This is a genomic window from Pseudomonas costantinii (assembly GCF_001870435.1).
Classification (GTDB): domain Bacteria; phylum Pseudomonadota; class Gammaproteobacteria; order Pseudomonadales; family Pseudomonadaceae; genus Aquipseudomonas; species Aquipseudomonas costantinii.
In genome coordinates, this window is sequence record NZ_MDDR01000037.1 from 84,702 (window position 1) to 111,034 (window position 26,333).

Genomic DNA, 26,333 nt, shown 5'->3' on the forward strand with positions numbered 1-26,333 from the left:
TTTTCATGGGTTAGATCGCGTTACGCAGGCTGAGATTTTCCGGATGCGGCTGCAAGTAGACCTGCTGTGCGATGTAGCCGTGCGGGTGTTGGCGAAAGTGGTGCTTGAGCAGAGTGAGTGGCACTACCAGCGGCACGATGCCGTGGCGGTACTGGCCGATGACGGTTTGTATTTCCTGTTTGTCGTCGGCGCCGATTGCTTGTTTGAGGTAGCCGCTGATGTGTTGCAGTACGTTCGTGTGGGTGCCACGGGTGGCGCACTTTGTCAGGCCGGTCATCAGGTCACTGAAATAGCAGGCTGCCAACTCGTCGAGGTTGTCGCGCTTGCCCATGCCTCCCAGCAGGTGACCGAGGCTTTTGTAATGCACCGGGCTGTGGGCCATCAGCAGGTATTTGTAGCGGGCGTGGAAGGCTAGCAGGCGGTGACGAGTGAGGCCGTCAGCCAGCAGTTGTTGCCAACTGGCGTAGACGAAAACGCGGCTCAGGAAGTTCTCCCGCAACACCGGGTCATTCAGCCGGCCGTCTTCTTCCACCGGCAGGTTGGGATGGCGCGCGCAAAAGGCCTGGGCGTAGATACCGCGCCCTCCGCCGTCAACGGGCGTGCCGTTCTCGCGGTAGACCTTGACCCGTTCCAGGCCGCACGACGGCGATTTCTGCATGAATATGTAACCGCACAGGTCAGTGTGCTCTTGGGCCATCTGCTGGCCATAGTCGTCCAGCGGCTGCGTCACATTGAGTTCGCGGCGCACGGTGCCCACGGCTTGCGGATGGGCAGGGTCGCCGACCAGACGAATCGGCTCGCGGGGAATGCCCAGGCCGATGGCAACTTCGGGGCACAGCGGTACGAAGTCGAAATAGTCGGTGAGGGTTTGGCTGCACAGCAGGGATTGCTTGTGTCCGCCGTTGAAGCGCACGTTCTCGCCCAGCAGACAGGCGCTGATGGCAATCTTCGGTTTTCCGGTGCTGGACATGGGCAAACCTCTGCGAAATTCCTGTACAAGATATAAGTCTTGTACAACTAAATCTCATCATAGGTTCGATACTGTACAAGTCAAATATTTTGTATAAGTATTTTGGGCGAGGCTATTTCCAGCCGATTTTCCAGTCTTCGGCGTTTTGCAGGGTTTGCCAGGCCAGGCGTTCAGCGTGCCGGGTCATGACGGCTTGCAGTTCGATTTCCAGTACGGTGCCTTCTTCGTCACGAAACAGTTCGGTGACCAGAAAGTGTTTTTCCTTGTTTTGAGGACGCGCTGCTGTCCACTTTGACAGCAGCAATTTGGCAGGGTTGATGCGGTTCATTGCAGGTGTTCGATCAAGCGTCGTGCGACTTCCTGGCCACTGAGCCATGCGCCTTCGACCCGACCAGATAGGCACCAGTCACCACACACATACAAGCCCAGGTCTGCGTCGGCCAGTACACCAAATTCATGGCTGCTGGACGGGCGCGCATACAACCAGCGATGCGCCAGGCTGAAGGACGGTGCAGGCATGGCGCAGTGCAGCAGTTCTGCGAAGGCGCCGTGCAGGTGTTCGATCACCGCTTCCTTGGGCAGGTCCAAGTGGGCCTTGCTCCAGGCGCTGGTGGCGTGCAGCACCCAGGTGTCGAGGGTGGTATCGCGCCCGGGTTTGCTACGGTTGCGTGCCAGCCAGTCGAGGGGGCTGTCTTGCACAAAGCAGCCCTCCATCGGCGTATCCAGAGGTTTGTCGAAGGCCAGTGCGATGGCCCAGGTCGGGTCCATTTTTACCCCGGCGGCGGCACTCGCCAATTTGGGCGCGGCGGCCAGCAGGGCAGTGGCTTGGGGGGCTGGCGTGGCGATGACGACGTGGCTGAACGGGCCGTGATTGCCGCCGTCGGCATCCAGCAGGTTCCAGTGCTGTTTGCCTTGGAACACTTCGGTGATGCGGCAACCGAATTCCACCGGTAAGTCGTCGAGCAGTGCGCGGGTGATCGCGCTCATGCGCGGCGTGCCGACCCAGCGGATCTGTTCATCGGGTGAGGGAGTGAGTTGGCCGGACTTGAAGTTGTACAGCTGGGGCTTCCACTGCTCGGCCCAGCCGTTGCTTTGCCAGCGTTGCACCTCGTTGACGAAGCGCCGGTCGCGGGCTGTGAAGTACTGTGCGCCCATGTCCAGTGCACCGGCGTCGCTGCGCTTGCTGCACATGCGGCCACCGCTGCCGCGGCTTTTGTCGAAGAGTTGTACAACGTGCCCCGCGTCTCGTAACGCTCGGGCGGCGGAGAGACCGGCGATGCCGGTGCCGATGATCGCGATGGGAACAGTCATGGGAGGCCTCGTTTTACCGTTGGGTACAGACTACGCCGACACCAATAGCTGTACAATATTGTTTTTTGGTATAAGTTTTGGCGTACCTGTTCTTACGGCGTGACCTATGGTTAAAGCTGAGGCTTAAACCTGCTGCGCTAACCAACGCCACGCCCGATTACAAATGATCCCTGCTTATAAAATAGACCAGTGATGGGCGGTAAACGTTACATGAGGAGGGTCCCATGCATATTTTGCTGACCGGCGGTACTGGCTTGATCGGTCGCCAGCTCTGCCTGCACTGGCTTGCGCAAGGGTATCGACTGACCGTATGGAGCCGTGAGCCGAACGCTGTCGCCAAATTGTGCGGTGCCGAGGTGTCGGGTGTCGGCCGTCTGCAAGACGTGATCGGCCCCGTGGATGCGGTGGTCAACCTGGCTGGCGCGCCGATCGCCGATCGTCCTTGGACCAAAAAGCGCAAGGCGTTGTTGTGGAGTAGCCGCATCAGTCTTACCGAAACCCTGTTGGCGTGGATGGAGGGCTTGGCGCAAAAACCGGCGGTGCTGATTTCCGGTTCCGCCGTGGGATGGTACGGCGATGGTGGCGAGCGCGAATTGACTGAGGCCAGCGGCCCGGTGCAGGAAGATTTCCCCAGCCAGTTGTGTATCGCCTGGGAAGAAACTGCTCTGCGCGCCGAGTCCTTGGGCATGCGCGTGGTGCTGGTGCGTACTGGCTTAGTGTTGGCGGCGCAGGGCGGCTTTTTGTCGCGGCTGTTGTTGCCGTTCAAACTGGCGCTGGGTGGGCCGATCGGTGATGGTCGGCAGTGGATGCCGTGGGTACATATCAAAGATCAAATCGCCCTGATTGATTTTCTTCTGCACAAGAGTGATGCCAGCGGTCCTTATAATGCCTGCGCGCCACACCCGGTGCGTAACCGTGAGTTTGCCAAGACCTTGGGCCAGGTGTTGCACCGCCCCGCGTTCATGCCGATGCCGGCCTTTGCGTTGAAGGTTGGGCTGGGTGAATTGTCCGGCCTGTTGCTGGGTGGGCAGAAGGCGTTGCCGGAGCGGTTGCTGGCCGCGGGTTTTACTTTCCAGTTCACTGAGTTGCGTGCGGCCCTGGACGACTTGTCCAACCGCCTCTAGAGATAGGATGTTGCATGACGGATCACGCGTTGTTACTGGTCAACCTGGGTTCACCGGCGTCCACTTCGGTGGCCGATGTGCGCAGCTACCTCAATCAGTTCCTGATGGACCCTTATGTGATCGACCTGCCGTGGCCGGTGCGTCGTTTGCTGGTATCGCTGATCTTGATCAAGCGGCCCGAGCAGTCGGCGCATGCCTATGCTTCTATCTGGTGGGATGAGGGTTCTCCGCTGGTGGTGCTCAGCCGTCGCTTGCAGCAGCAGATGACCGCGCAGTGGACCCAGGGGCCGGTTGAGTTGGCGATGCGTTACGGTGAACCGTCCATTGAGAGCGTGTTGACCCGTTTGGCTGCCCAAGGCATCCGTAAAGTCACCCTGGCGCCGTTGTATCCGCAGTTCGCCGACAGCACCGTGACCACGGTGGTGGAAGAGGCTCGCCGTGTTGTACGCGACAAAAAACTCGACCTGCAGTTTTCGATCTTGCAACCCTTCTACGATGAGCCCGAATACCTCGACGCCTTGGTCGCCAGTGCCAAGCCGCACTTGCAGCAGGACTACGATCACCTGCTGTTCAGCTTCCACGGTTTGCCGGAGCGGCACCTGCAAAAACTCAACCCGGGGCATACCTTCGATGGGGCCACCGATTGCTGTACCCATGCCTCCCCTGAAGTGCGCGCCACCTGCTATCGCGGCCAGTGCTTCAGCGTGGCGCGGGATTTTGCCGCGCGCATGGGCTTGCCGGACGGTAAATGGTCGGTGGCGTTCCAATCGCGCCTGGGCCGGGCCAAGTGGATCGAACCCTACACCGAAGCCCGTCTTGAGGCTTTGGCCCAGCAAGGTGTGAAAAAGCTGCTGGTCATGTGCCCGGCGTTTGTCGCCGATTGCATCGAGACGCTGGAAGAGATCGGTGACCGTGGGCTGGAGCAGTTCCGTGAGGCAGGGGGCGAGGAACTGGTGTTGGTGCCGTGCCTGAATGATGACCCGCAGTGGGCGGCGGCGCTCAATACCTTGTGTGAAAGAGCGCCATTGTCCTTATAGGCTGAGGGTCAGGCTGACGGTGAAGTTGCGCGGTTCACCGGGGGCGACCCAGTAATTGCTGTAGGAACGCTCGTAGTACTTTTCATCGAATAGGTTATTGAGGTTCAGGCCCACGGTGACATTCTTCGTGGCCTTGTAATGGGCCAGCAAATCGACGGTGTGGTAGGCGGGCAGTTCAAAACTGCCGCCGGCTTCGCCGGAGCGATCGCCAACGTAGGTGAATGCCGCCCCCAGGTCTGAGCCGCGCAATACACCGTCCTGGAACTCATACACGCCCAACAGGCTGGCGCTGTGCTTGGCCACGCCGAGAATCCGGCTACCGGCCGGGATGGCCTTGTCGCCCTTGGTGACTTCGGCGTCGATGTAGGCGAAGGCGCCAATCACCCGCACGGCATCGCTGACTTGCCCAGTCAATTGCAGATCAAATCCCTGGCTGCGGGCCTTGCCCATCGCGCGATTGGTGTCGGTGGCCGGGTCCAGGGCAAGGACGTTTTCCTTTTCGATATGGAACGCGGCGAGGGTGGCGCTGAGGCGTTCGTCAAACAGTTCGCTCTTGATCCCCACTTCATAGCCGACGCCTTCTTCCGGCTTGAAGGATTTACCGCCGGCGTCCAGGCCGTTGTTCGGCTTGAACGACGTTGAGGCGTTGGCAAACACGCCGACTTGCGGCGTCAGTTGGTAGAGCAAACCGGCGCGCTGGGTCAGGGCGTCGTGGGTTTGTCGGCTCTTGGCGTGATTGCGGGTGAAGTCATCGGTGCTTTGTTCGAAGTGCTCGAAGCGCGCGCCGACCATACCGCGCAGGCGATCGGTGAGGATGATTTGGTCTTGCAGGTTCAGTGCCTGGCTTTTCACGTGCTCAAAGACGTCAGTTCCGGAGCGCTCGCCGTTGGGTTTGGGCTTGCCGTAGATCGGGTTGTAGATATCGATTGCATAAGTGCTGCCGCCGATGGCGGTCACGCGTTCCTTCTTGCGGTAGTCCTCGTATTCAGTCCCGATCAGCAGTTCGTGCTGCCAACTGCCTATATCGAACAGACCGCGCAGTTCCAACTGCGTAATGCTGTCGTGCCAGCCGGTGGAGCGTTCGCGGTAGCGGCGGTTGACGGTGTGCCCGTTGGCATTCAACGCGCGGCTTTCCGACGCGTCCCCCCACAGGCTGCCTTGTTTGTAGTGGCTGGCCAGGCGCAGTTTCCAGGCGTCGTTGAGGTGGTGTTCCAAAGCGGCCTGAATGCGGTTGTTGTGGTTACGGATATCGCCGTCGTTGGGTTCGCCGAGGAAGGTGGAGCGGGACATGCCATGAGGCGCGACGATGCCACGGTCGAACGTGGAGCTGTGGCGTACGAACTCGCTTTCTACGAGAAGGCGGGTGTCCGGGTCCAACTGCCAACTGAAAGACGGCGCGACGAACACCCGCTTGGCGTCTACGTGATCGCGGAAGCTGTGGTTGTCTTCCACCGCCAGATTCACTCGCGACAGCACGCGGCCTTCGCTGTCCAGCGGCGTATTCACATCCAGCGCAGTGCGATAGCGGTCCCAACTGCCAGCACTGGTTTGCACAGTGGTGAAGGCTTCAGGCTGGGGCTTCTTGGTGACGATATTCACGGTGCCACCGGGATCGCCACGCCCGTATAGGCTGGCAGCGGGGCCCTTGAGGACTTCAATGCGTTCGATATTGGCCGCGTCCGGTGTACTCGGGTAGCCGCGATTGGCGCTGAAACCGTCCTGGTAGAACTCCAACGTGGTGAAGCCGCGCACGCTGTATTCGTAGAGGGTCAGGCCACCGAAATTGTTTTGCTTGGACACACCGCCGGCAAATTCAAGGGCGCGTTCCACGCTGGTGCTGCCCAGGTCCTTGAGCACCGTGGCGGGAATTACGCTGATGGATTGTGGGATGTCACGCAGGGCGGTGTCCGTCTTGGTCGCGCTGGCGGAGCGGGTGGCGCGGTAGCCTTTGACTGGGCCGGTGGCGGACTCGTAAGCGTCGGTGGTGACGCTGATGGTGTCCAGTTCGACGGTGTTTTCTTCGGCGTAGGCGGGGTCGAGCAGTAAACCCAAGGCCAGGCCGGCCAAGGGGGCAAACTTTCGAGACGGCATGTTAGAGCGTTCCAATAGCGATATTGAAACAATATAACATGCCAGATGAGAATTGATCGCTTTGAAACATGGCCTTACAGGTGCCCACGAACGGGTACCTGTAAGGTGGCGGTTATTCCTCTTCTTTTACCGGTGCAGGCGGTGGACGCAGGCCGATTTCCGCCATCAGCTTGATCTCTTTACCGTTGCGCATCACTTGGATCGCTACTTTGTCGGTCGGTTTGATTCGCGCCACTTGGTTCATCGACTTGCGGCCGTCGCCGGCCGGTTCGCCGTCGATGCTGAGGATCACATCGCCTAATTGCAGGCCGGCTTTTTGCGCCGGACCGTCACGGAAAATACCGGCGACCACGATGCCTGGGCGCCCGGTCAGGCCAAACGACTCGGCCAGTTCCTTGGTCAATGGCTGTACTTCAATCCCCAGCCAGCCGCGAATCACCTGGCCGTGTTCGATGATCGACTTCATCACTTCCGTCGCCAGCTTCACCGGAATGGCGAAACCGATGCCTTGGGAGCCGCCGGTCTTGGAGAAGATCGCGGTGTTGATCCCGGTCAGGTTGCCGTTGGCATCCACCAGCGCGCCGCCGGAGTTGCCGGGGTTGATCGCCGCATCGGTCTGGATGAAGTCTTCGTAGCTGTTGAGGCCCAACTGGTTGCGTCCGGTGGCGCTGATGATGCCCATGGTCACCGTCTGGCCGACGCCGAACGGGTTGCCGATGGCCAGCGCTACATCACCCACCCGCAGGCTCTCGGAGCGGCCGATGGTGATGGACGGCAGGCTTTTCAAATCGATTTTCAGCACCGCGAGGTCGGTTTCCGGGTCGCTGCCCACCACCCGTGCCAGGGTTTCCCGGCCGTCACGCAAGGCGACGACAATTTGGTCGGCGCCTGTGGTCACGTGGTTGTTGGTGAGGATGTAGCCCTCCGGGCTCATGATCACCCCGGAGCCGAGGCTCGACTCCATACGCTGTTGCTTGGGCGAGTTGTCGCCGAAAAAGCGTCGGAACTGCGGGTCTTCAAACAGCGGATGAGCCGGTTTGTTGATGACCTTGGTGGTGTACAGATTGACCACGGCGGGCGCGGCGATGACGACAGCGTCCGCATAGGTCACTGGGCCTTGCACCACCGAACTGGTTTGCGGGGCCTGTTGCAGGTTCACATCAAGGCTGGGTAAGCCCACCCACTGGGGATATCGCTGAATAATCAGAATCGCGATCAGCACGCCAGCCAACAATGGCCATCCAAAAAAACGCAGTGCCTTGAGCATCAAGTAAGTCCTGACAGGTTGCAGGGGGCGGGAGAGCGCCCATAATGTCGCGCATTATACGAGGCTGCGAGCGCCTCGGAACGGGATATTTAGGAGTCTTTTATGGCCGTTGCCCTGAGCACCTTAGTCGAGGAAGCGGACCGCTACCTTGGCAGCGCAAAAATTGCCGATTATTGCCCCAACGGCCTGCAGGTGGAGGGGCGCCCGCAAGTGATGCGCATCGTCAGCGGCGTCACTGCCAGCCAGGCGCTGCTGGACGCCGCGGTCGAAGCCCAGGCCGACCTGATACTGGTGCACCACGGTTATTTCTGGAAGGGTGAAAACCCCTGCATCACCGGCATGAAGCAGCGCCGCCTGAAAACCCTGCTCAAGCATGACATCAGCTTGCTGGCCTACCACCTGCCGCTGGATCTGCACGCGGAGGTTGGTAATAACGTGCAACTGGCTCGCCAACTGGACATCACTGTCGAAGGCCCGCTGGACCCGGACAACCTCAAGATCGTCGGCCTGGTCGGCTCTCTGGCCGAGCCGTTGTCGCCCCGTGACTTTGCCCGCCGCGTGCAGGACGTGATGGGCCGCGAGCCGCTGCTGATCGAAGGCAGCGAGATGATTCGCCGCGTCGGTTGGTGCACCGGCGGTGGCCAGGGCTACATCGACCAGGCGATCGCGGCGGGTGTCGATCTGTACTTGAGCGGCGAAGCCTCCGAGCAGACCTTCCACAGTGCCCGCGAAAACGACATCAGCTTTATTGCCGCCGGCCATCACGCCACCGAGCGCTACGGCGTGCAGGCGCTGGGTGATTACCTGGCACGTCGTTTCGCTCTGGAGCATTTGTTCATCGACTGCCCCAACCCGATCTAACGAACACCCTGGATCAAATGTGGGAGCTGGCCAGTGTTCACAGGCCGGATCGGTCAAACCAAGAGGCATATTCATATATCGTTTCGATCTAGCCGGCTCCCTGAATAGAAGAAGGTGCTGTGCTAGCATGCCCCGCTCGAACACGGCCCGCTGGCCGTCCATAAGATCGTTTTTTCCGTGAGTAGCCATGGTCGACAAACTGACGCATCTGAAACAGCTGGAGGCGGAAAGCATCCACATCATCCGCGAGGTCGCCGCCGAGTTCGACAACCCGGTGATGCTCTACTCGATCGGTAAAGACTCCGCCGTGATGCTGCACCTGGCGCGCAAGGCCTTCTTCCCGGGCAAACTGCCGTTCCCGGTGATGCACGTCGACACCCAGTGGAAATTCCAGGAGATGTACAAGTTCCGCGACCGTATGGTTGAAGAGCTGGGCCTGGACCTGATCACCCACGTCAACCCGGATGGCGTGGCGCAGGGCATCAACCCGTTCACCCACGGCAGCGCCAAGCACACCGACATCATGAAGACCGAAGGCCTCAAGCAAGCCTTGGACAAACATGGTTTCGACGCAGCATTCGGCGGTGCCCGTCGTGATGAAGAGAAATCCCGTGCCAAAGAGCGCGTGTACTCGTTCCGCGACAGCAAGCACCGCTGGGACCCGAAGAACCAGCGCCCGGAGCTGTGGAACGTCTACAACGGCAACGTCAACAAGGGCGAGTCTATCCGCGTGTTCCCGCTGTCCAACTGGACCGAGCTGGACATCTGGCAGTACATCTACCTTGAAGGCATTCCAATTGTGCCGCTGTACTTCGCCGCCGAGCGTGACGTGATCGAGAAGAACGGCACGTTGATCATGATCGACGACGACCGCATCCTCGAGCACCTGTCCGACGAAGACAAAGCCCGAATCGTCAAAAAGAAAGTACGTTTCCGTACCCTTGGCTGCTACCCGTTGACGGGCGCGGTGGAGTCCGACGCCGAGACGCTGACGGACATCATTCAGGAAATGCTCCTGACGCGAACTTCCGAGCGCCAGGGCCGGGTCATCGACCACGATGGCGCAGGCTCGATGGAAGACAAGAAACGTCAGGGTTATTTCTAAGGGGTTGTCACCAATGTCGCATCAATCTGATTTGATCAGCGAGGACATCCTCGCCTACCTGGGCCAGCACGAGCGCAAGGAAATGTTGCGCTTCCTGACCTGCGGTAACGTCGACGACGGCAAGAGCACCCTGATCGGGCGCCTGCTGCACGACTCCAAGATGATCTACGAAGATCACCTGGAAGCCATCACCCGCGATTCGAAGAAAGTCGGCACCACCGGTGACGACATCGACCTGGCATTGCTGGTCGACGGTCTGCAAGCCGAGCGTGAGCAGGGCATCACCATCGATGTCGCCTACCGCTACTTCTCTACCGCCAAGCGTAAATTCATCATCGCCGACACCCCCGGCCATGAGCAGTACACCCGCAACATGGCCACCGGTGCATCCACCTGTGAACTGGCGATCATCCTGATCGACGCCCGCTACGGCGTGCAGACCCAGACCCGTCGCCACAGCTTTATTGCATCGTTGCTGGGCATCAAGCACATCGTGGTGGCCGTCAACAAGATGGACATCAATGGCTTTGACCAAAGCGTATTCGAGTCGATCAAGGCTGATTACCTGAAATTCGCCGAAGGCATCGCGTTCAAACCGAGCACCATGGCATTCGTGCCGATGTCGGCGCTCAAGGGCGACAACGTGGTGAACAAGAGCGAGCGTTCGCCTTGGTACACCGGCCAGTCGCTGATGGAGATTCTCGAAACCGTCGAGATCGCCAACGACCGCAACTACACCGACCTGCGTTTCCCGGTGCAGTACGTCAACCGTCCGAACCTGAACTTCCGTGGTTTCGCCGGCACCCTGGCCAGCGGCATTGTGCACAAGGGCGACGAAGTCGTGGTACTGCCGTCGGGCAAGAGCAGCCGCGTCAAATCCATCGTCACCTTCGAAGGTGAGTTGGAGCACGCAGGCCCAGGCCAGGCCGTGACCCTGACCATGGAAGACGAGATCGATATCTCCCGTGGCGACCTGCTGGTGCATGCCGACAACGTGCCGCAAGTGACCGACGCTTTCGACGCCATGCTGGTGTGGATGGCCGAAGAACCGATGCTGCCGGGCAAGAAGTACGACATTAAGCGTGCCACCAGCTACGTGCCGGGCTCCATCACCAGCATCGTGCACCGCGTGGATGTGAACACCTTGGCTGAAGGCCCGGCGAGTTCGCTGCAACTGAACGAGATCGGCCGGGTCAAGGTCAGCCTCGACGCTGCCATCGCCCTGGACGGTTACGACAGCAACCGCACCACCGGTGCGTTTATCGTCATCGACCGTTTGACCAACGGCACAGTGGCGGCAGGCATGATCATCGCACCGCCAGTGACTCACGGCAGCTCGGCGCAGCACGGCAAGTTGGCTCATGTGGCCACCGAAGAGCGTGCCCAGCGTTTCGGCCAGCAACCGGCCACCGTATTGTTCAGCGGTCTGTCGGGCGCCGGTAAAAGCACCTTGGCCTATGCCGTTGAGCGCAAGCTGTTCGACATGGGGCGTGCGGTGTTCGTACTGGATGGCCAGAACCTGCGTCACGACCTGAACAAAGGGCTGCCGCAGGATCGTGCCGGGCGTACCGAGAATTGGCGTCGTGCCGCCCACGTGGCGCGTCAGTTCAACGAAGCGGGCTTGTTGACCCTGGCTGCGTTCGTTGCCCCAGATGCCGAAGGCCGTGAACAGGCTAAGGCATTGATCGGCGGCGACCGTCTGCTGACCGTGTATGTGCAAGCATCGCCGCTGGTGTGCGCCGAGCGTGATCCGCAAGGCCTGTACGCCGCTGGTGGGGATAACATCCCTGGCGAGTCCTTCCCGTACGACGTGCCGTTGAATGCCGATCTGGTGATCGACACTCAGGCCCTGTCGCTGGAAGAAAGCGTCAAGCAAGTGCTGGAGCTGTTGCGTCAGCGCGGCGCGATCTAAACCTCGCCGCCACAAAAAAGCCCGCTATCGAGTGATCGATAGCGGGCTGATCGTTCCCACGCTCTGCGTGGGAATGCCGCTTTGGACGCTCTGCGTCCGCTCTTTAAATCGTGACGCGGAGCGTCACAGGATGCATTCCCACGCAGAGCGTGGGAACGATCATTTGGGGAATTGGGTGTGCAGCTTGTCTAGCAACACATCCTTCTCTTCCCACAGCCGGTTGATCCAACCCTGGAACACCACCCGGTACTCCCCATCCTGCTCATAATTCTTGCCAATGAACTCGGTCGGAATCTGCACCTCTTCAAACTGCACAACAACGTCCTTCACATTCCCGCACAGCAGGTCCCAGTAACCCGGACGCCCGGCAGGGTAGTGGATGGTCACGTTGACCAGCGACTTCAGTTGCTCGCCCATGGCATCCAGTACAAACGCGATACCGCCAGCCTTGGGCTTGAGCAGGTAACGGAACGGCGACTTCTGCTGCGCATGCTTGCCGGCAGTAAACCGCGTGCCTTCGGCAAAGTTGAAAATGCCCACCGGGTTGTCGCGAAACTTCGCACAGGTCTTGCGGGTGGTTTCCAGGTCTTTACCTTTCTTCTCCGGGTGCTTCTCCAGGTAAGCCTTGGTGTAGCGCTTCATGAACGGAAAGCCCAATGCCCACCAAGCGAGGCCAATTACCGGCACCCAGATCAGCTCCTGCTTGAGAAAGAACTTCAGCGGGCGAATCCGTCGATTGAGAACGTATTGCAGTACCATGATGTCGACCCAGCTCTGGTGGTTACTGGTCACCAGATAGGAGTGTTGATAATCCAGCCCCTCAAGGCCCGTCAGGTGCCAACGCGTGCGCCGCACCAGGTTCATCCAGCCCTTGTTGTTGGTCACCCAGGCTTCATGGGTGTGGTTCATCAGCCATTCGCTGAAGCGCTTGGCAAACGGCAGCGCCTTGAACAGCGCGACGATAAACAGAAACGAACACAGCAGGATCGTGTTCAGCGCCAGCAGCAAGGACGCGATCACCCCGCGTATGGCGGCAGGTAGAAAATCCAGCATTTAGATATCCATAGGTCGGTTGGCGGCTTGGATCGCAGTCAGCGCGATGGTGTAAACGATGTCGTCGACTTGGGCGCCGCGTGGCAGGTCGTTCACCGGTTTGCGCAGACCTTGGAGCATCGGCCCCAGGCTCACGCAATCGGCGCTACGCTGCACGGCCTTGTGGGTGGTGTTGCCGGTATTGAGGTCCGGGAACACAAACACCGTGGCCTTGCCGGCGACTTGGCTATTGGGGGCCAATTGTCGGGCAACGGTCTCGTTGGCGGCAGCGTCGTATTGCAGCGGGCCGTCGATCAGCAGCGAGCTTTGCTGTTCGTGGGCGAGCAGGGTGGCTTCGCGAACTTTTTCCACTTCCTCGCCGCTGGCCGAATCACCACTGGAGTAGCTGATCATCGCCACGCGCGGGGTAATGCCGAATGCTGCCGCCGAGTCGGCGCTTTGCAGGGCGATTTCCGCCAATTCCGCAGCGCTTGGGTGCGGGTTCATCACGCAGTCTCCGTACACCAGCACCTGCTCGGGGAACAGCATGAAAAACACCGACGACACCAACGTGCAACCCGGCGCCGTTTTAATCAACTGCAGGGCAGGGCGGATGGTATTGGCGGTGGAGTGGATAACGCCGGAAACCAGGCCATCGACTTCATCCAGTGCGAGCATCATGGTGGCGATCACCACGGTGTCTTCCAGTTGCTGCTCGGCCATCGGTGCGTTGAGGCTTTTGCTCTTGCGCAGCGCAACCATCGGTTCAACGTAGCGTTGACGAATCAGGTCCGGGTCGAGAATCTCCAGGCCTTCGGGCAATTCAATACCCTGGGCGCGGGCGACTGCTTCTACATCCGCAGGCTTGGCCAGCAATACACAGCGAGCAATGCCCCGTGCCTGGCAGATAGCCGCCGCTTGGACGGTCAGCGGCTCGCTGCCTTCCGGCAACACGATTCGTTTGTTGGCGGCCTGGGCGCGTTGGATCAACTGGTAGCGGAACACCGCCGGTGACAGGCGCATCTCCCGTGGTGTGCCGCAGCGTTGGTGCAGCCAGCGTGCGTCGAGGTGGCTGGCGACGAAGTCGGTGATGATCTCCGCGCGCTCGCGGTCATCGATGGGGATTTCCTTGTTGAGGCTGTTGAGCAGGTTGGCCGTGTCATAGGAGCCAGTGCTCACCGACAGCACCGGCAGCCCGGCTTGGAAAGCGCCGCGGCATAAATCCATGATGCGCGGGTCGGGCAGGGTATCGCTGGTCAGCAGCAAGCCGGCCAGGGGCACGCCATTGATCGCCGCCAGGCTGACGGCGAGGATAATATCGTCGCGGTCGCCGGGAGTCACCACCAGCACGCCGGGCTTGAGCAGCTCTACGGTGTTACGCATGGTGCGGGCGCAGATGATGATTTTGGTCATGCGCCGGCTTTCGTAGTCGCCGGCATTGAGGATCTGCGCGCCCATCAGGTCGGCCACGTCGCGGGTGCGTGGGGCGTTGAGTTCGGGCTGGTAGGGAATGCAGCCAAGCAGACGGAAATCGCCACTGCGCAACAACGGCGAATGTTCTTTGAGGCGTGCCGAGAAGGCTTCCATGCTTTCGTCGGTGCGTACTTTGTTGAGGATTACACCCAGCACTTTTGGATCTTTTGGGCCGCCGAACAGTTGGGCCTGCAATTCCACGCGGCCGGAGAGCTCCGTGAGCACTTCGTTTTCCGGGGCGGAGACCAGAATGACTTCCGCGTCGAGGCTCTTGGCCAAGTGCAGGTTGACCCGGGCCGCATAGCTGGCGCTGCGAGTCGGCACCATGCCTTCGACGATTAACACGTCTTTGCCCACGGAGGCCTGCTGATAAAGAGTGATGATTTCTTCGAGCAGTTCGTCGAGCAGGCCGTCGCCGAGCATCCGTTCCACATGGGCCAGGCCCAGGGGTTGTGGTGGTTTCAGGCCATGGGTGCGAGCGACCAGTTCGGTGGAGCGCTCTGGGCCGGTATCGCCAGGGTGTGGTTGGGCAATCGGTTTGAAGAAGCCGACTTTCAGTCCGGCCCGCTCAAGCGTACGCACCAGCCCGAGGCTGATGGAGGTCAGACCCACACCAAAATCGGTGGGCGCGATAAAAAAAGTCTGCATGCGAATTCTCTGGAGGTGCATGGCTTCGGTGGCGCTCTATGGTTGAGCGCCTACCGGGAATCAGGCCCCAAGGTTATCGTTATTCGCGCTCGCGCGCACACCAGCCGCAAGCAAAGGGTTGGCCTATTTTTTCAAGACGTTGTGCGGCGTCGAGCACCCAGGCGCGGGACTGCCATGGCGGCTGGTGGCGCAGGTGCTGGGTGTGGCCGCAGGACAGCTCGACAACCCAGTGCTGGTCTTCGTCTTGATGGAATCCAATGATGAAGGATGCCGCTGATCGGCCCCGTCTGTCCGGGTTCTGTTCGCTTTCGGGCAAATCCTTGTTTAGACTTGTCCGTTCTTCATTCTTATGCAAAAGGTCTCGCCCCATGACGATCGCCGCTAACAAGGCTGTCTCCATCGACTATACCCTGACCAACGACGCTGGTGAGGTCATCGACAGTTCCGCCGGCGGCGCGCCGCTGGTCTACCTGCAAGGCGCAGGTAATATCATCCCAGGCCTGGAGAAGGCTCTGGAAGGCAAGAGCGTTGGTGATGAACTGACCGTTGCCGTAGAGCCTGAAGATGCTTACGGCGAATACTCCGCCGAGCTGGTCAGCACGTTGAGCCGCAGCATGTTCGAAGGCGTCGATGAGCTGGAAGTGGGCATGCAGTTCCACGCTTCCGCGCCGGACGGCCAAATGCAGATCGTCACCATCCGTGACCTGGACGGCGACGACGTGACTGTCGACGGTAACCACCCTCTGGCTGGCCAGCGCCTGAACTTCCAAGTGAAGATCGTTGCCATCCGCGACGCTTCCCAAGAAGAAGTGGCTCACGGCCACGTCCACGGTGAAGGCGGTCATCACCATTGATTGTGGTTTGATCAATAGGTAGCAAAAACGCCTCGACCTGTTCGGGGCGTTTTTTTGTCCGCAAGCCTGCCCACATTTTGATCTGCGTGCTCCGGATATGAGGCACAAACAAAAATGCCCCGGACCTTTCGGTACGGGGCATTTTTTAACTGTTACGCAGGTAAACCTGCGTGGCAGTTTACTGCTTAGGCTGCAACAGCAAGGCTCAGAGCCTTGATGTGGCCATTCAGGCGGCTCTTATGACGAGCGGCCTTGTTCTTGTGGATGATGCCTTTATCGGCCATACGGTCGATAACAGGCACAGCCAGAACGTAAGCAGCTTGAGCTTTAGCAGCGTCTTTGGTGTCGATGGCTTTAACTACATTCTTGATGTAGGTACGAACCATGGAACGCAGGCTGGCGTTGTGGCTGCGACGCTTCTCAGCCTGTTTTGCACGTTTTTTGGCGGAAGGTGTGTTGGCCACCGTCGAGCTCCTCGAAAGACTTTTTAGGAAATAGCAAACAAAATAGGCCGCGAATCATGCCGATGACTTGATGGGTTGTCAAGGCCGGCTGATGCGAACTGCTGAGTGGTCGATCTGAAGAGGCGGGTGATTTATTTCCGGCGCTTGACCTGTAAACTCGCGAGCTTTGGCTCTGTGCTGTTGCAGGCGCGCAGTATCGCATAAGTGGGCGCTTTGTTCGCCTGCTCTTTACCTAAAGGCGCAAACTCTTTCAATGAATCTGCTCAAATCGTTGGCTGCCGTCAGCTCTATCACGATGATCTCCCGGGTTTTGGGGTTCGTGCGTGACACCCTGCTGGCGCGTATTTTTGGCGCCAGCATGGCCACGGATGCTTTTTTTATTGCCTTTAAGTTGCCCAACCTGCTGCGGCGGATCTTCGCTGAAGGGGCATTTTCCCAGGCTTTCGTGCCGATTCTGGCGGAATACAAGAGCCAGCAGGGCGAGGAGGCAACCCGCACTTTTATTGCCTACGTATCGGGCCTGCTGACTCTGGTGCTGATGCTGGTAACCATCGTCGGCATGCTCGCCGCGCCTTGGGTGATCTGGGCCACGGCCCCTGGTTTTGCCAACACCCCGGAAAAATTCGCGCTGACCACTGATCTGCTGCGGGTGACCTTCCCTTATATATTGCTGATTTCCCTGTCGTCCCTGGCTGGGGCGATCCTCAATACGTGGAACCGCTTTTCGGTACCGGCGTTCGTGCCGACCCTGCTTAACGTCAGCATGATTATCTTTGCGCTGTTCCTGACACCGTACTTCGATCCGCCGGTAATGGCCCTGGGATGGGCTGTGCTGGCCGGTGGTTTGGCGCAGTTGCTCTACCAGCTGCCGCACCTGAAAAAGATCGGCATGCTCGTATTGCCTCGTCTGAACCTCAAAGACACCGGCGTTTGGCGTGTGATGCGCAACATGTTGCCGGCGATCCTTGGCGTGTCGGTCAGCCAGATTTCCCTGATCATCAACACCGCCTTCGCCTCGCTGCTGGTGTCGGGCTCGGTGTCGTGGATGTACTACGCCGATCGTCTGATGGAGTTGCCGTCCGGCGTGCTCGGCGTGGCCCTGGGCACGATTTTGCTGCCAACCCTGTCGCGCACCTACGCCAGCAAGGATCGTCAGGAGTATTCGCGGATCCTCGACTGGGGCCTGCGCCTGTGTTTTGTGTTGGTGCTGCCGTGTTCCCTGGCCTTGGGTATCCTGGCCGAGCCGCTGACCGTGTCGTTGTTCCAGTACGGTCAATTCAGTGCGTTTGACGCATCGATGACCCAGCGCGCGCTGATTGCCTACTCCGTCGGCCTGCTCGGCATCATCGTGATCAAAGTGTTGGCGCCAGGCTTCTACGCCCAGCAAAACATCCGTACGCCGGTCAAGATCGCGATCTTTACCTTGATCGTTACGCAACTGCTCAACCTGGTGTTTATTGGCCCATTAGCCCATGCCGGGCTGGCCCTGGCCATCAGTGTCGGGGCATGCATCAATGCCGGCCTGTTGTTTTATCAACTGCGAAAGCAGCAGATGTTCCAGCCGCAGCCAGGCTGGGGCATGTTTGCGCTTAAGTTGTTGGTGGCGGTAGCGACCATGTCGGCCGTGTTGCTGGGCCTGATGCACTTTATGCCTGCCTGGGACGAGGGCCACATGCTGGAGCGCTTCATGCGTCTTGGCATTTTGGTGGTTGCCGGTGTGGTGGTGTACTTCGGGATGTTGCTGTTGCAAGGCTTCCGCCTGCGGGATTTCAATCGCAAGTCGCTGAGTTAGAGAATTTGCCGCGATAAAACGGTTGTTTTATCGATTCGATCCATTTGGCCTGCGCTGCTGCCTGTCGTCCGGGGCCGGGTGTGGTTATAATCGACCACTTTATGAGCAAGAAGCGCGTTATGCAGCTGGTTCGAGGTCTCCACAACCTGCGCCCCGAGCATCGGGGCTGCGTCGCCACTATTGGCAACTTTGACGGTGTTCACCGTGGCCACCAGGCTATCCTGGCCCGGCTACGTGAGCGTGCGGTCGAGTTGGGCGTGCCCAGCTGCGTGGTGATTTTTGAGCCGCAGCCGCGGGAGTTTTTCACCCCGGAAACGGCGCCGGCTCGTTTGGCTCGCCTGCGGGACAAGTTGCAATTACTGGCCGAAGAAGGCGTAGACCGTGTCCTCTGCCTGGCTTTTAACCAGCGCCTGCAAAGCCTCAGCGCCGCCGAGTTTGTCGACCGCATCCTTGTGGATGGTCTCGGCGTGCAGCACTTGGAGGTTGGTGACGATTTCCGTTTTGGTTGCGACCGCGTAGGGGATTTCGATTTCCTGCAACAGGCTGGCGTCAATCAGGGTTTTACCGTCGAAGCCGCGCAAACCGTCGAATTGGACGGCCTGCGCGTGAGCAGTACCCAGGTGCGTAACGCCCTGGCCGCCGCTGACTTCGCCTTGGCCGAGCGCTTGCTCGGTCGCCCGTTCCGCATTGCCGGACGGGTCTTGCACGGCCAGAAGCTGGCGCGCCAACTGGGCACGCCAACCGCCAACGTGCAACTCAAGCGCCGTCGTGTGCCGCTGACCGGGGTTTACCTGGTCAGCGTCGACATCGACGGCCAGCCGTGGCCGGGAGTCGCCAATATAGGCGTCAGGCCTACGGTTGCAGGTGATGGCAAGGCCCACCTGGAAGTTCATCTTTTGGATTTTGCCGGTGATTTGTATGACCGGCGTTTGACGGTGGTTTTCCACCAGAAGCTGCGTGAAGAGCAGCGTTTCGCCTCCCTTGAGGCGTTGAAAACGGCGATCAATGCGGATGTCGCCGCCGCCCGTGCACTAGCCGCACCTAGCGCCCATCGCTAACCGAAGAGCCTTAAATGACCGACTATAAAGCCACGCTAAACCTTCCGGACACCGCCTTCCCAATGAAGGCCGGCCTGCCACAGCGCGAACCGCAGATCCTGCAGCGCTGGGACAGTATTGGCCTGTACGGAAAGTTGCGCGAGATTGGCAAGGATCGTCCGAAGTTCGTTCTGCACGACGGCCCTCCTTATGCCAACGGCACGATTCATATCGGTCATGCGCTGAACAAAATTCTCAAGGACATGATCCTGCGCTCGAAAACCCTTTCGGGTTTTGACGCGCCTTATGTCCCGGGCTGGGACTGCCACGGCCTGCCGATCGAGCACAAAGTCGAAGTGACCTACGGCAAGAACCTGGGCGCGGATAAAACCCGCGAACTGTGCCGTGCCTACGCCACCGAGCAGATCGAAGGGCAGAAGTCCGAATTCATCCGCCTGGGTGTGTTGGGTGAGTGGGACAACCCGTACAAGACCATGAACTTCAAGAACGAGGCCGGGGAAATCCGTGCCTTGGCCGAAATCGTCAAGGGCGGTTTCGTGTTCAAGGGCCTCAAGCCCGTGAACTGGTGCTTCGACTGCGGTTCGGCCCTGGCCGAAGCGGAAGTCGAGTACGAAGACAAGAAGTCCTCGACTATCGACGTGGCCTTCCCGATCGCCGACGAGGCCAAGCTGGCCCAGGCTTTCGGCCTGGCTAGCCTGAGCAAGCCGGCTGCCATCGTGATCTGGACCACCACCCCGTGGACCATCCCCGCCAACCAGGCGCTGAACGTGCACCCGGAATTCACCTACGCCCTGGTGGACGTCGGTGACCGCCTGCTGGTGCTGGCTGAAGAAATGGTTGAGGCCTGCCTGGCGCGTTACGAGCTGCAAGGCTCGGTGATTGCGACCACGACCGGCTCCGCGCTGGAACTGATCAACTTCCGCCACCCGTTCTACGACCGCCTGTCGCCGGTGTACCTGGCTGACTACGTCGAGCTGGGTTCGGGCACCGGCGTGGTTCACTGCTCGCCTGCCTACGGCGTGGACGACTTCGTGATCTGCAAGAAGTACGGTCTGGTCAACGACGACATCATCAACCCGGTGCAAAGCAACGGCGTATACGTGCCGTCGCTGGAATTCTTCGGCGGCCAGTTCATCTTCAAGGCCGACCAGCCGATCATCGAAAAGCTGCGTGAAGTCGGTGCGCTGATGCAAACCGCCACCATCCAGCACAGCTACATGCACTGCTGGCGCCACAAGACCCCGTTGATCTACCGCGCCACCGCGCAGTGGTTTATCGGCATGGACAAAGAGCCGACCAGCGGCGAGACCCTGCGTAACCGTGCAATCAAGGCCATCGAAGAGACCAAGTTCGTTCCGGCCTGGGGCCAGGCGCGCCTGCACTCGATGATCGCCAACCGTCCGGACTGGTGCATCTCCCGTCAGCGTAACTGGGGCGTGCCAATCCCGTTCTTCCTGAACAAGGAAAGCGGCGAGCTGCACCCACGCACCGTCGAACTGATGGAAGTCGTTGCTCAGCGCGTTGAACAGGAAGGCATTGAAGCCTGGTTCAAGATGGATGCCGCTGAACTGCTGGGCGACGAAGCGCCGCAGTACGACAAGATCAGCGACACCCTCGACGTGTGGTTTGACTCGGGCACCACTCACTGGCACGTCCTGCGCGGTTCGCACCCGATGGGCCACGAGTCCGGCCCGCGTGCCGACCTGTACCTGGAAGGTTCCGACCAACACCGTGGCTGGTTCCACTCGTCGCTGCTGACCGGTTGCGCCATCGACAACCACGCGCCGTATCGCGAATTGCTGACCCACGGCTTCACCGTCGACGAGACGGGTCGCAAGATGTCCAAGTCGCTGAAGAACGTGATCGAGCCGAAAAAGATCAACGACACCTTGGGCGCCGACATCATGCGTCTGTGGGTCGCCTCGACCGATTACTCGGGCGAAATCGCCGTATCGGACCAGATTCTGGCTCGTAGCGCCGACGCTTACCGTCGTATCCGAAATACCGCACGCTTCCTGCTGTCGAACCTGACCGGTTTCAACCCGGCCACCGACATCCTGCCGGCCGAGGAGATGCTCGCCCTGGACCGTTGGGCCGTGGACCGTACCCTGTTGCTGCAACGTGAGTTGCAGGAGAGCTACGGCGAGTACCGTTTCTGGAACGTGTATTCGAAGATCCACAACTTCTGCGTGCAGGAGCTGGGTGGTTTTTACCTCGACATCATCAAGGACCGCCAGTACACCACCGGTGCCAACAGCAAGGCCCGCCGCTCGGCGCAAACCGCGCTGTACCACATCTCTGAAGCGCTGGTGCGCTGGATCGCTCCGATCCTGGCCTTCACCGCCGACGAGCTGTGGGAGTACCTGCCGGGCGAGCGTAACGAATCCGTGATGCTCAACACTTGGTACGAAGGCCTGACCGAACTGCCGGCCGACTTCGAGCTGGGCCGTGAGTACTGGGAAGGCGTGATGGCCGTCAAAGTCGCGGTGAACAAGGAGCTGGAAGTTCAGCGCGCGGCCAAGGCCGTCGGTGGCAACCTGCAAGCCGAAGTCACCCTGTTTGCCGAGGACGGCCTGACCGCCGACCTGGCCAAGCTGAGCAACGAACTGCGCTTCGTGCTGATCACCTCCACCGCGAGCCTGGCACCGTTTGCCCAGGCTCCGGCAGATGCTGTGGCCACCGAAGTGCCGGGCCTCAAGCTCAAAGTAGTCAAGTCGGTTTTCCCTAAGTGCGCCCGTTGCTGGCACTGCCGTGAAGATGTCGGCGTGAACCCTGAGCACCCGGAAATCTGCGGTCGTTGCGTCGACAATATCAGCGGTGCAGGCGAGGTTCGCCACTATGCCTAAAACCAGCCGTTTTGGACGTCTGGGCTGGCTCGTATTGAGCGTGCTGGTGCTGGTCATTGACCAGCTCAGCAAGGCTCACTTCGAAGGTGCCTTGCAGATGTATCAGCAGATCGTAATCATCCCTGATTACTTCAGCTGGACCCTGGCCTACAACACCGGCGCCGCGTTCAGTTTCCTTGCCGACAGCTCCGGCTGGCAGCGCTGGCTGTTCGCCCTGATCGCCGTGGTGGTCAGCGCGGTGCTGGTGGTCTGGCTCAAGCGCCTGGGCCGCGATGACACTTGGCTCGCCATCGCCTTGGCCTTGGTGCTGGGCGGCGCGCTGGGCAACTTGTACGACCGCATTGCCCTGGGTCATGTGATCGACTTCATTCTGGTGCATTGGCAGAACCGCTGGTATTTCCCGGCGTTCAACTTTGCCGACAGCGCCATCACCGTCGGTGCAATCATGCTGGCGTTGGACATGTTCAAAAGTAAGAAAACCGGAGAGACCGTCAATGACTGATCAGGTATTGGCTGAGCAACGCATTGGCCAGAACACGGAAGTCACTTTGCATTTTGCACTGCGCCTGGAGAATGGCGACACGGTTGACAGCACGTTCGACAAAGCCCCGGCGACCTTTAAAGTCGGCGACGGCAACCTGCTGCCGGGTTTTGAAGCGGCCCTGTTCGGTTTCAAGGCTGGCGACAAGCGCACCCTGCAGATCCTGCCGGAAAACGCCTTTGGTCAGCCCAACCCGCAAAACGTACAGATCATCCCGCGTTCGCAGTTCCAGGACATGGACCTGTCGGAAGGCCTGCTGGTGATCTTCAACGATGCGGCGAATACTGAGCTGCCCGGCGTGGTCAAAACCTTCGATGACGCGCAAGTGACCATCGACTTCAACCACCCGTTGGCCGGTAAAACCTTGACCTTTGATGTTGAAATCTTCGACGTTAAAGCGATCTAACTGACTAAACCGGCTTGTGTGGGAGCTGGCTTGCCTGCGATGGCATCACCTCGGTATACCTGATGTACCGAGTCGACTGTATCGCAGGCAAGCCAGCTCCTACAAAGACACGAGGCACAGCATGCAAATCAAACTCGCCAACCCCCGTGGCTTCTGTGCTGGCGTGGACCGGGCGATCGAAATCGTCAACCGCGCTCTGGAAGTTTTCGGGCCGCCGATTTATGTGCGCCATGAAGTCGTCCACAACAAATTCGTGGTCGAAGACCTGCGCGCGCGCGGCGCCATTTTTGTCGAAGAGCTCGACCAGGTGCCGGACGACGTTATCGTCATCTTCAGCGCCCACGGTGTTTCCCAGGCGGTGCGTACCGAAGCTGCTGGCCGCGGCCTGAAAGTGTTCGACGCCACTTGTCCGCTGGTGACCAAAGTACACATCGAAGTCGCGCGTTACAGCCGCGACGGTCGTGAATGCATCCTGATCGGCCATGCTGGCCACCCGGAAGTCGAAGGCACTATGGGCCAGTACGACGCCAGCAATGGCGGCGCGATATACCTGGTGGAAGACGAGAAAGACGTCGCCAGCTTGCAGGTCCACAACCCTGAAAAGCTGGCCTTTGTGACGCAGACCACCTTGTCCATGGACGACACCAGCCGTGTTATCGATGCCCTGCGCACGCGATTCCCGGCCATTGGCGGCCCGCGCAAGGACGACATCTGTTACGCCACGCAAAATCGTCAGGACGCAGTCAAGCAACTGGCCAACGAGTGCGATGTGGTCTTGGTGGTCGGCAGCCCAAACAGCTCCAACTCCAACCGCCTGCGTGAGCTGGCTGAGCGCATGGCTACGCCGGCTTACCTGATTGATGGTGCTGAAGACCTGCAGCGAAACTGGTTCGACGGCGTCGAGCGTATCGGCATTACGGCGGGCGCTTCTGCCCCCGAGGTCCTTGTGCGTGGTGTGATCCAACAATTGCAGGCCTGGGGTGCCACCGGTGCTGATGAATTGGCCGGTCGTGAAGAAAACATCACGTTCTCCATGCCTAAGGAGCTGCGGGTTCGTTCGCTGCTCTGAGCTCCTGCGTGGCTGTATAGCCTCGGCATAAAGCCTGTTCGGTTTTATCGCTGCGCAGGCTGATGCGCCCGCTGGGGGCCAACACCACTTGATAGAGGCTGTGTGCCACGTCCGTGGCACACACATGCAGGGTTCCTGCACGGAACCCCCCTCCCGCAAAAACCGGCTCACCCAACCCGCTGAAGCGCACTTGGGTCTTAACTGGCCCATTGCCTACAATTGTTGCGCGCTGGTTGCCCTGTCGTTCAAGCAGCACCGGATTGTCGTCGTCCAGATTGCCGCGCCCACTGACGTCCACTATGACTCGCCAGCCGCGGCTCCAGTCGTCCTCCAAGGCATGAATAATCACTGCGTGATTGCGTGTGATGGCTTCGGTTCGCGCGAAGCGTAGGCTCTCCGCCAGCGAGTGTGCCGCACTGTTTTGCTGCTGTGACTCAAGTAGTCCGTTGAAGCTGGGCACCGCAAGGTGAGCCAGGATGCCGCTCAGCATCAGACCAAACAGCAACTCGATCAGGGTGAAGCCTCGTTGTGGCATGTGCCGTCCCTCCGTGGACGTGGCCAGATGTTTTACCTGGCAGACATAGGTATAGCCCTCGCTTCCTGGCTTTGAGTGGTGGCCTTTATGCCCAAAGTATTTCCCTTTATTCCGGGAGCAGCGTCCGCCAAAAACAGGCGCTAGTCTTGGGCCGCACAGCAGATTTCTCCTGCTTTCTTCGGCCTTCGACATGGATGACGACGGTAATGCTTGTTCGTCTGAACGTACATTTTTCCCACGCTTCGAATCGGTGCCAATCCGGCATGACGCTGATTGAGGTACTTGTGGCCGCGCTGATTCTCATGGTTGGCCTGCTGGGCGCTGCAGTGATCCAGCTCAATGCACTCAAGTACACCGACAGCTCGAGAATGATCAGCCAGGCCAGCTTTATTGCCTACGACATGCTGGACCGAGTTCGCGCAAACTCAGGTGTCGATTACTCATGGGGCCAAACCGAGCGCGCGCCACCCAGTACCCCTGACGCGAGTGTGAGAGACCTGGACCTGCATGATTTCGAGGCCAATATCATCGGGTTCGCCGGGGAGGGCGCCAAAGGTTCCGTGGTGGTCAGCGGCAGTGAGGTAACTGTCAGTATCAGTTGGGAGGATGTCAGGGGGGCGAAAGCTGGCGAGGCAAGGGAAACCTTCACCCTCACCAGTCGTATTTCAAGCGATCCGGGGATGGTGCAATGAAGCGCTTTGCTCGGGGTTTCAGTCTGGTGGAGTTGCTGCTCGCGCTGGCAGTAGGGTTGGTACTGGTGCTCGGGGTAAGCCAGATAGCAATCAGCGCTCGAGCCACCTTCGCCAGCCAGCAGGCTGCCATGTTGCTGCAGGATGATGCACGGTTTGTCCTGAGCAAGATGATTCAGGATATTCGCTTGGCGGGAATGTTTGGTTGCCAGGCGACGGCCTACATCGAAAACGCTCCGGCGGCCTTTTATCGACCCGTCGGCTGGAGTGTTGCGGGAAGTTCCAGGTCACTGACGCTGGTCACCGCTGATGTGGGCGGCGAGGGTGGCAAGCCTGACTGGACGGTACTCTCCGACTGCCGTGGCACCGCTTACGCCTACGCCGGTAGCTCACCGCCGCCGGCGCCTGGCCAAGTTCGATTTGCGATACGCCAACTCACCTACACCTTTGAAGCAGGGCAGTTGAAAGTCAGCACTCCCACAGCACCGGCCAAGGCGGTGCTGGTGGATAACCTGCAGGCATTTCACGTCAGTTTTGGTATGGCGGCCAAGCCTGAGTCGACTCATGTGGTGCGGTATGACGACAGCCCCGCTGATGAATCGCTGATACGCAGCGTACGTATCCAAATGACGCTGAGAGACCCGACAGGGCAAGTGAAGGATCAGGCTTACAACGTTGTGGCGGCGCTGCGTAATCGGTTGGGGTGGGGTGATCATGGTGGGTTATGACGGTATTTATCTGCGGCAGGCGGGCATGGTGTTGCTGATCAGCCTGGTGTTTCTGTTGCTGTTATCACTGATCGGCTTGGCATCGATGCAAGGGGCGGTATCCCAGCAAAAGATCGCTGGTAGCGTCTGGCATCGTAATCAATCATTTCAAAGCGCGGAAAGCGGCCTGAGGCTGGGGGAGTCGACTGTCCAGAGATCGGAGGGCGTCCTGCCGTTATGCCAGTCGGTCAGCGCTTGCGCACCGCCGGGGGAGTCGTCTTTGGTGGTTGGCGCCGGGAAAAATCCTGTTTCAGCAGTCACCTGGGTTGCAATGAAAGGTGGTCTGTATGGCATCCAGTCACTGGGACTGGGTGTGGGGCTGGTTGATTTGCAACCTGGGACGCCCGCTGCATTGTATCGAGTGACGGCGGTCGGGATTAGTGGCCAATCGCGTACGGTCCTGGAGACGGTATATGCACGGGTGGGCGCGGGGGGAAGCCTGAGATTTCGACGGGTTCTATGGCGGCAACTTCAATAAGGA

Annotated in this window: 25 protein-coding genes; 15 read left to right on the forward strand and 10 right to left on the reverse strand. The window is 59.6% G+C overall.

Going from position 1 to position 26,333, the window contains the following annotated elements; all coding sequences use genetic code 11:
* Positions 1-10: 10 nt before the first annotated feature.
* The 3 genes from BFL40_RS21765 to BFL40_RS21775 form a co-directional block, all read right to left on the reverse strand.
* Entirely contained in the window at positions 11-970 is a 960-nt protein-coding gene (locus BFL40_RS21765) for a YbgA family protein (protein ID WP_071485866.1), read from the reverse strand.
* A 112-nt stretch (positions 971-1,082) separates the two neighbouring features.
* On the reverse strand, positions 1,083-1,298 hold the full coding sequence (locus BFL40_RS21770) for a TIGR02450 family Trp-rich protein (RefSeq protein WP_071485867.1): 216 nt from the start codon (positions 1,296-1,298) through the stop codon (positions 1,083-1,085).
* On the reverse strand, positions 1,295-2,281 hold the full coding sequence (locus BFL40_RS21775) for an NAD(P)/FAD-dependent oxidoreductase (protein ID WP_071485868.1): 987 nt from the start codon (positions 2,279-2,281) through the stop codon (positions 1,295-1,297). The genes BFL40_RS21770 and BFL40_RS21775 overlap by 4 nt, the downstream gene beginning before the upstream one ends.
* A gap of 224 nt (positions 2,282-2,505) precedes the next feature.
* Between BFL40_RS21775 and BFL40_RS21780 the strand changes: the two genes are divergently transcribed.
* Positions 2,506-3,405 (forward strand): TIGR01777 family oxidoreductase, encoded by a 900-nt coding sequence (locus BFL40_RS21780; protein WP_071485869.1) that lies wholly within the window; start codon positions 2,506-2,508, stop codon positions 3,403-3,405.
* Between the two features lie 14 nt (positions 3,406-3,419).
* The gene (gene hemH / locus BFL40_RS21785; RefSeq protein ID WP_071485870.1) at positions 3,420-4,442 is read left to right on the forward strand and encodes a ferrochelatase; all 1,023 of its coding nucleotides are present in this window, start codon (positions 3,420-3,422) and stop codon (positions 4,440-4,442) included.
* Here the strand turns inward: hemH and BFL40_RS21790 are convergent.
* Entirely contained in the window at positions 4,437-6,533 is a 2,097-nt protein-coding gene (locus tag BFL40_RS21790; protein WP_071485871.1) for a TonB-dependent siderophore receptor, read from the reverse strand. The two genes, hemH and BFL40_RS21790, sit on opposite strands and share 6 nt — an antisense overlap.
* Before the next feature lie 112 nt (positions 6,534-6,645).
* Positions 6,646-7,800, reverse strand: coding sequence for a Do family serine endopeptidase AlgW (gene algW / locus BFL40_RS21795; protein ID WP_071485872.1), 1,155 nt, complete (start codon positions 7,798-7,800; stop codon positions 6,646-6,648).
* Positions 7,801-7,902: 102 nt separating this feature from the next.
* Between algW and BFL40_RS21800 the strand changes: the two genes are divergently transcribed.
* The 3 genes from BFL40_RS21800 (at position 7,903) to cysN (ending at position 11,678) form a co-directional block, all read left to right on the forward strand.
* Positions 7,903-8,661: a Nif3-like dinuclear metal center hexameric protein gene (locus tag BFL40_RS21800; protein ID WP_071485873.1), complete on the forward strand. Its 759-nt coding sequence runs from the start codon at positions 7,903-7,905 to the stop codon at positions 8,659-8,661.
* A 187-nt stretch (positions 8,662-8,848) separates the two neighbouring features.
* The gene (gene cysD, locus BFL40_RS21805; protein WP_071485874.1) at positions 8,849-9,766 is read left to right on the forward strand and encodes a sulfate adenylyltransferase subunit CysD; all 918 of its coding nucleotides are present in this window, start codon (positions 8,849-8,851) and stop codon (positions 9,764-9,766) included.
* A 13-nt stretch (positions 9,767-9,779) separates the two neighbouring features.
* Positions 9,780-11,678, forward strand: a complete 1,899-nt coding sequence (gene cysN / locus BFL40_RS21810) for a sulfate adenylyltransferase subunit CysN (protein WP_071485875.1) — start codon at positions 9,780-9,782, stop codon at positions 11,676-11,678.
* 159 nt (positions 11,679-11,837) lie between these two features.
* Here cysN and yihG read toward each other — a convergent pair whose 3' ends face one another.
* From yihG to BFL40_RS21825, 3 genes are all read right to left on the reverse strand, one after another.
* The gene (gene yihG / locus BFL40_RS21815) at positions 11,838-12,731 is read right to left on the reverse strand and encodes a 1-acylglycerol-3-phosphate O-acyltransferase, YihG family (protein WP_071485876.1); all 894 of its coding nucleotides are present in this window, start codon (positions 12,729-12,731) and stop codon (positions 11,838-11,840) included.
* Positions 12,732-14,831, reverse strand: coding sequence for a phosphate acetyltransferase (gene pta, locus BFL40_RS21820; protein WP_071485877.1), 2,100 nt, complete (start codon positions 14,829-14,831; stop codon positions 12,732-12,734).
* 79 nt (positions 14,832-14,910) lie between these two features.
* Positions 14,911-15,201 carry a DUF3565 domain-containing protein gene (locus tag BFL40_RS21825; protein ID WP_071485878.1) on the reverse strand — a complete coding sequence of 97 codons (291 nt, stop codon included), beginning with the start codon at positions 15,199-15,201 and terminating at the stop codon, positions 14,911-14,913.
* On the opposite strand from BFL40_RS21825, the gene BFL40_RS21830 reads away from it, so the two are divergent.
* Entirely contained in the window at positions 15,200-15,685 is a 486-nt protein-coding gene (locus tag BFL40_RS21830) for an FKBP-type peptidyl-prolyl cis-trans isomerase (RefSeq protein ID WP_027606858.1), read from the forward strand. The genes BFL40_RS21825 and BFL40_RS21830 overlap by 2 nt on opposite strands.
* 185 nt (positions 15,686-15,870) lie before the next feature.
* Here the strand turns inward: BFL40_RS21830 and rpsT are convergent, their stop codons facing one another.
* Positions 15,871-16,149: a 30S ribosomal protein S20 gene (gene rpsT, locus BFL40_RS21835; protein ID WP_071485879.1), complete on the reverse strand. Its 279-nt coding sequence runs from the start codon at positions 16,147-16,149 to the stop codon at positions 15,871-15,873.
* A 253-nt stretch (positions 16,150-16,402) separates the two neighbouring features.
* Between rpsT and murJ the strand changes: the two genes are divergently transcribed.
* From murJ to ispH, 6 genes are all read left to right on the forward strand, one after another.
* Entirely contained in the window at positions 16,403-17,941 is a 1,539-nt protein-coding gene (gene murJ, locus BFL40_RS21840; protein WP_071485880.1) for a murein biosynthesis integral membrane protein MurJ, read from the forward strand.
* A gap of 119 nt (positions 17,942-18,060) precedes the next feature.
* Complete coding sequence (ribF, locus tag BFL40_RS21845) at positions 18,061-18,999, forward strand: bifunctional riboflavin kinase/FAD synthetase (protein ID WP_071485881.1); 939 nt, start codon at positions 18,061-18,063, stop codon at positions 18,997-18,999.
* Between the two features lie 14 nt (positions 19,000-19,013).
* The gene (gene ileS / locus BFL40_RS21850; protein ID WP_071485882.1) at positions 19,014-21,845 is read left to right on the forward strand and encodes an isoleucine--tRNA ligase; all 2,832 of its coding nucleotides are present in this window, start codon (positions 19,014-19,016) and stop codon (positions 21,843-21,845) included.
* Positions 21,838-22,347 carry a signal peptidase II gene (gene lspA / locus BFL40_RS21855; protein ID WP_071485883.1) on the forward strand — a complete coding sequence of 170 codons (510 nt, stop codon included), beginning with the start codon at positions 21,838-21,840 and terminating at the stop codon, positions 22,345-22,347. The genes ileS and lspA overlap by 8 nt, the downstream gene beginning before the upstream one ends.
* A 7-nt stretch (positions 22,348-22,354) precedes the next feature.
* Complete coding sequence (gene fkpB, locus BFL40_RS21860; protein WP_174555607.1) at positions 22,355-22,792, forward strand: FKBP-type peptidyl-prolyl cis-trans isomerase; 438 nt, start codon at positions 22,355-22,357, stop codon at positions 22,790-22,792.
* 121 nt (positions 22,793-22,913) lie between these two features.
* A complete protein-coding gene (ispH, locus tag BFL40_RS21865; RefSeq protein WP_071485885.1) occupies positions 22,914-23,861 on the forward strand; it encodes a 4-hydroxy-3-methylbut-2-enyl diphosphate reductase in 948 nt (315 codons plus the stop codon).
* On the opposite strand, the gene BFL40_RS21870 is transcribed toward ispH, so the two are convergent.
* Positions 23,830-24,396: a GspH/FimT family pseudopilin gene (locus tag BFL40_RS21870; RefSeq protein WP_071485886.1), complete on the reverse strand. Its 567-nt coding sequence runs from the start codon at positions 24,394-24,396 to the stop codon at positions 23,830-23,832. The two genes, ispH and BFL40_RS21870, sit on opposite strands and share 32 nt — an antisense overlap.
* A 206-nt stretch (positions 24,397-24,602) precedes the next feature.
* Between BFL40_RS21870 and pilV the strand changes: the two genes are divergently transcribed.
* The 3 genes from pilV to BFL40_RS21885 are packed head-to-tail and all read left to right on the forward strand — an operon-like array spanning position 24,603 to position 26,330.
* Entirely contained in the window at positions 24,603-25,088 is a 486-nt protein-coding gene (gene pilV, locus BFL40_RS21875; RefSeq protein ID WP_071485887.1) for a type IV pilus modification protein PilV, read from the forward strand.
* A complete protein-coding gene (locus BFL40_RS21880) occupies positions 25,085-25,813 on the forward strand; it encodes a prepilin-type N-terminal cleavage/methylation domain-containing protein (protein WP_071485888.1) in 729 nt (242 codons plus the stop codon). The genes pilV and BFL40_RS21880 overlap by 4 nt, the downstream gene beginning before the upstream one ends.
* Positions 25,800-26,330 (forward strand): pilus assembly PilX family protein, encoded by a 531-nt coding sequence (locus BFL40_RS21885; RefSeq protein ID WP_071485889.1) that lies wholly within the window; start codon positions 25,800-25,802, stop codon positions 26,328-26,330. The genes BFL40_RS21880 and BFL40_RS21885 overlap by 14 nt, the downstream gene beginning before the upstream one ends.
* The last annotated feature ends 3 nt before the right edge of the window (positions 26,331-26,333 follow it).

What these genes read in the sequence shown, in the direction of transcription:
- cysD (WP_071485874.1), top strand. Translation starts at nt 8,849, where the DNA reads ATGGTCGACAAACTGACGCATCTGAAACAGCTGGAGGCGGAAAGCATC.
- BFL40_RS21780 (WP_071485869.1), top strand. Translation starts at nt 2,506, where the DNA reads ATGCATATTTTGCTGACCGGCGGTACTGGCTTGATCGGTCGCCAGCTC.
- hemH (WP_071485870.1), top strand. Translation starts at nt 3,420, where the DNA reads ATGACGGATCACGCGTTGTTACTGGTCAACCTGGGTTCACCGGCGTCC.
- BFL40_RS21825 (WP_071485878.1), bottom strand. Translation starts at nt 15,201, where the DNA reads ATGGGGCGAGACCTTTTGCATAAGAATGAAGAACGGACAAGTCTAAAC.
- algW (WP_071485872.1), bottom strand. Translation starts at nt 7,800, where the DNA reads ATGCTCAAGGCACTGCGTTTTTTTGGATGGCCATTGTTGGCTGGCGTG.
- BFL40_RS21790 (WP_071485871.1), bottom strand. Translation starts at nt 6,533, where the DNA reads ATGCCGTCTCGAAAGTTTGCCCCCTTGGCCGGCCTGGCCTTGGGTTTA.
- BFL40_RS21765 (WP_071485866.1), bottom strand. Translation starts at nt 970, where the DNA reads ATGTCCAGCACCGGAAAACCGAAGATTGCCATCAGCGCCTGTCTGCTG.
- BFL40_RS21830 (WP_027606858.1), top strand. Translation starts at nt 15,200, where the DNA reads ATGACGATCGCCGCTAACAAGGCTGTCTCCATCGACTATACCCTGACC.
- pta (WP_071485877.1), bottom strand. Translation starts at nt 14,831, where the DNA reads ATGCAGACTTTTTTTATCGCGCCCACCGATTTTGGTGTGGGTCTGACC.
- yihG (WP_071485876.1), bottom strand. Translation starts at nt 12,731, where the DNA reads ATGCTGGATTTTCTACCTGCCGCCATACGCGGGGTGATCGCGTCCTTG.
- BFL40_RS21775 (WP_071485868.1), bottom strand. Translation starts at nt 2,281, where the DNA reads ATGACTGTTCCCATCGCGATCATCGGCACCGGCATCGCCGGTCTCTCC.
- pilV (WP_071485887.1), top strand. Translation starts at nt 24,603, where the DNA reads ATGCTTGTTCGTCTGAACGTACATTTTTCCCACGCTTCGAATCGGTGC.
- cysN (WP_071485875.1), top strand. Translation starts at nt 9,780, where the DNA reads ATGTCGCATCAATCTGATTTGATCAGCGAGGACATCCTCGCCTACCTG.
- ribF (WP_071485881.1), top strand. Translation starts at nt 18,061, where the DNA reads ATGCAGCTGGTTCGAGGTCTCCACAACCTGCGCCCCGAGCATCGGGGC.
- lspA (WP_071485883.1), top strand. Translation starts at nt 21,838, where the DNA reads ATGCCTAAAACCAGCCGTTTTGGACGTCTGGGCTGGCTCGTATTGAGC.
- murJ (WP_071485880.1), top strand. Translation starts at nt 16,403, where the DNA reads ATGAATCTGCTCAAATCGTTGGCTGCCGTCAGCTCTATCACGATGATC.
- BFL40_RS21870 (WP_071485886.1), bottom strand. Translation starts at nt 24,396, where the DNA reads ATGCCACAACGAGGCTTCACCCTGATCGAGTTGCTGTTTGGTCTGATG.
- BFL40_RS21880 (WP_071485888.1), top strand. Translation starts at nt 25,085, where the DNA reads ATGAAGCGCTTTGCTCGGGGTTTCAGTCTGGTGGAGTTGCTGCTCGCG.
- BFL40_RS21885 (WP_071485889.1), top strand. Translation starts at nt 25,800, where the DNA reads ATGGTGGGTTATGACGGTATTTATCTGCGGCAGGCGGGCATGGTGTTG.
- ileS (WP_071485882.1), top strand. Translation starts at nt 19,014, where the DNA reads ATGACCGACTATAAAGCCACGCTAAACCTTCCGGACACCGCCTTCCCA.
- BFL40_RS21800 (WP_071485873.1), top strand. Translation starts at nt 7,903, where the DNA reads ATGGCCGTTGCCCTGAGCACCTTAGTCGAGGAAGCGGACCGCTACCTT.
- BFL40_RS21770 (WP_071485867.1), bottom strand. Translation starts at nt 1,298, where the DNA reads ATGAACCGCATCAACCCTGCCAAATTGCTGCTGTCAAAGTGGACAGCA.
- ispH (WP_071485885.1), top strand. Translation starts at nt 22,914, where the DNA reads ATGCAAATCAAACTCGCCAACCCCCGTGGCTTCTGTGCTGGCGTGGAC.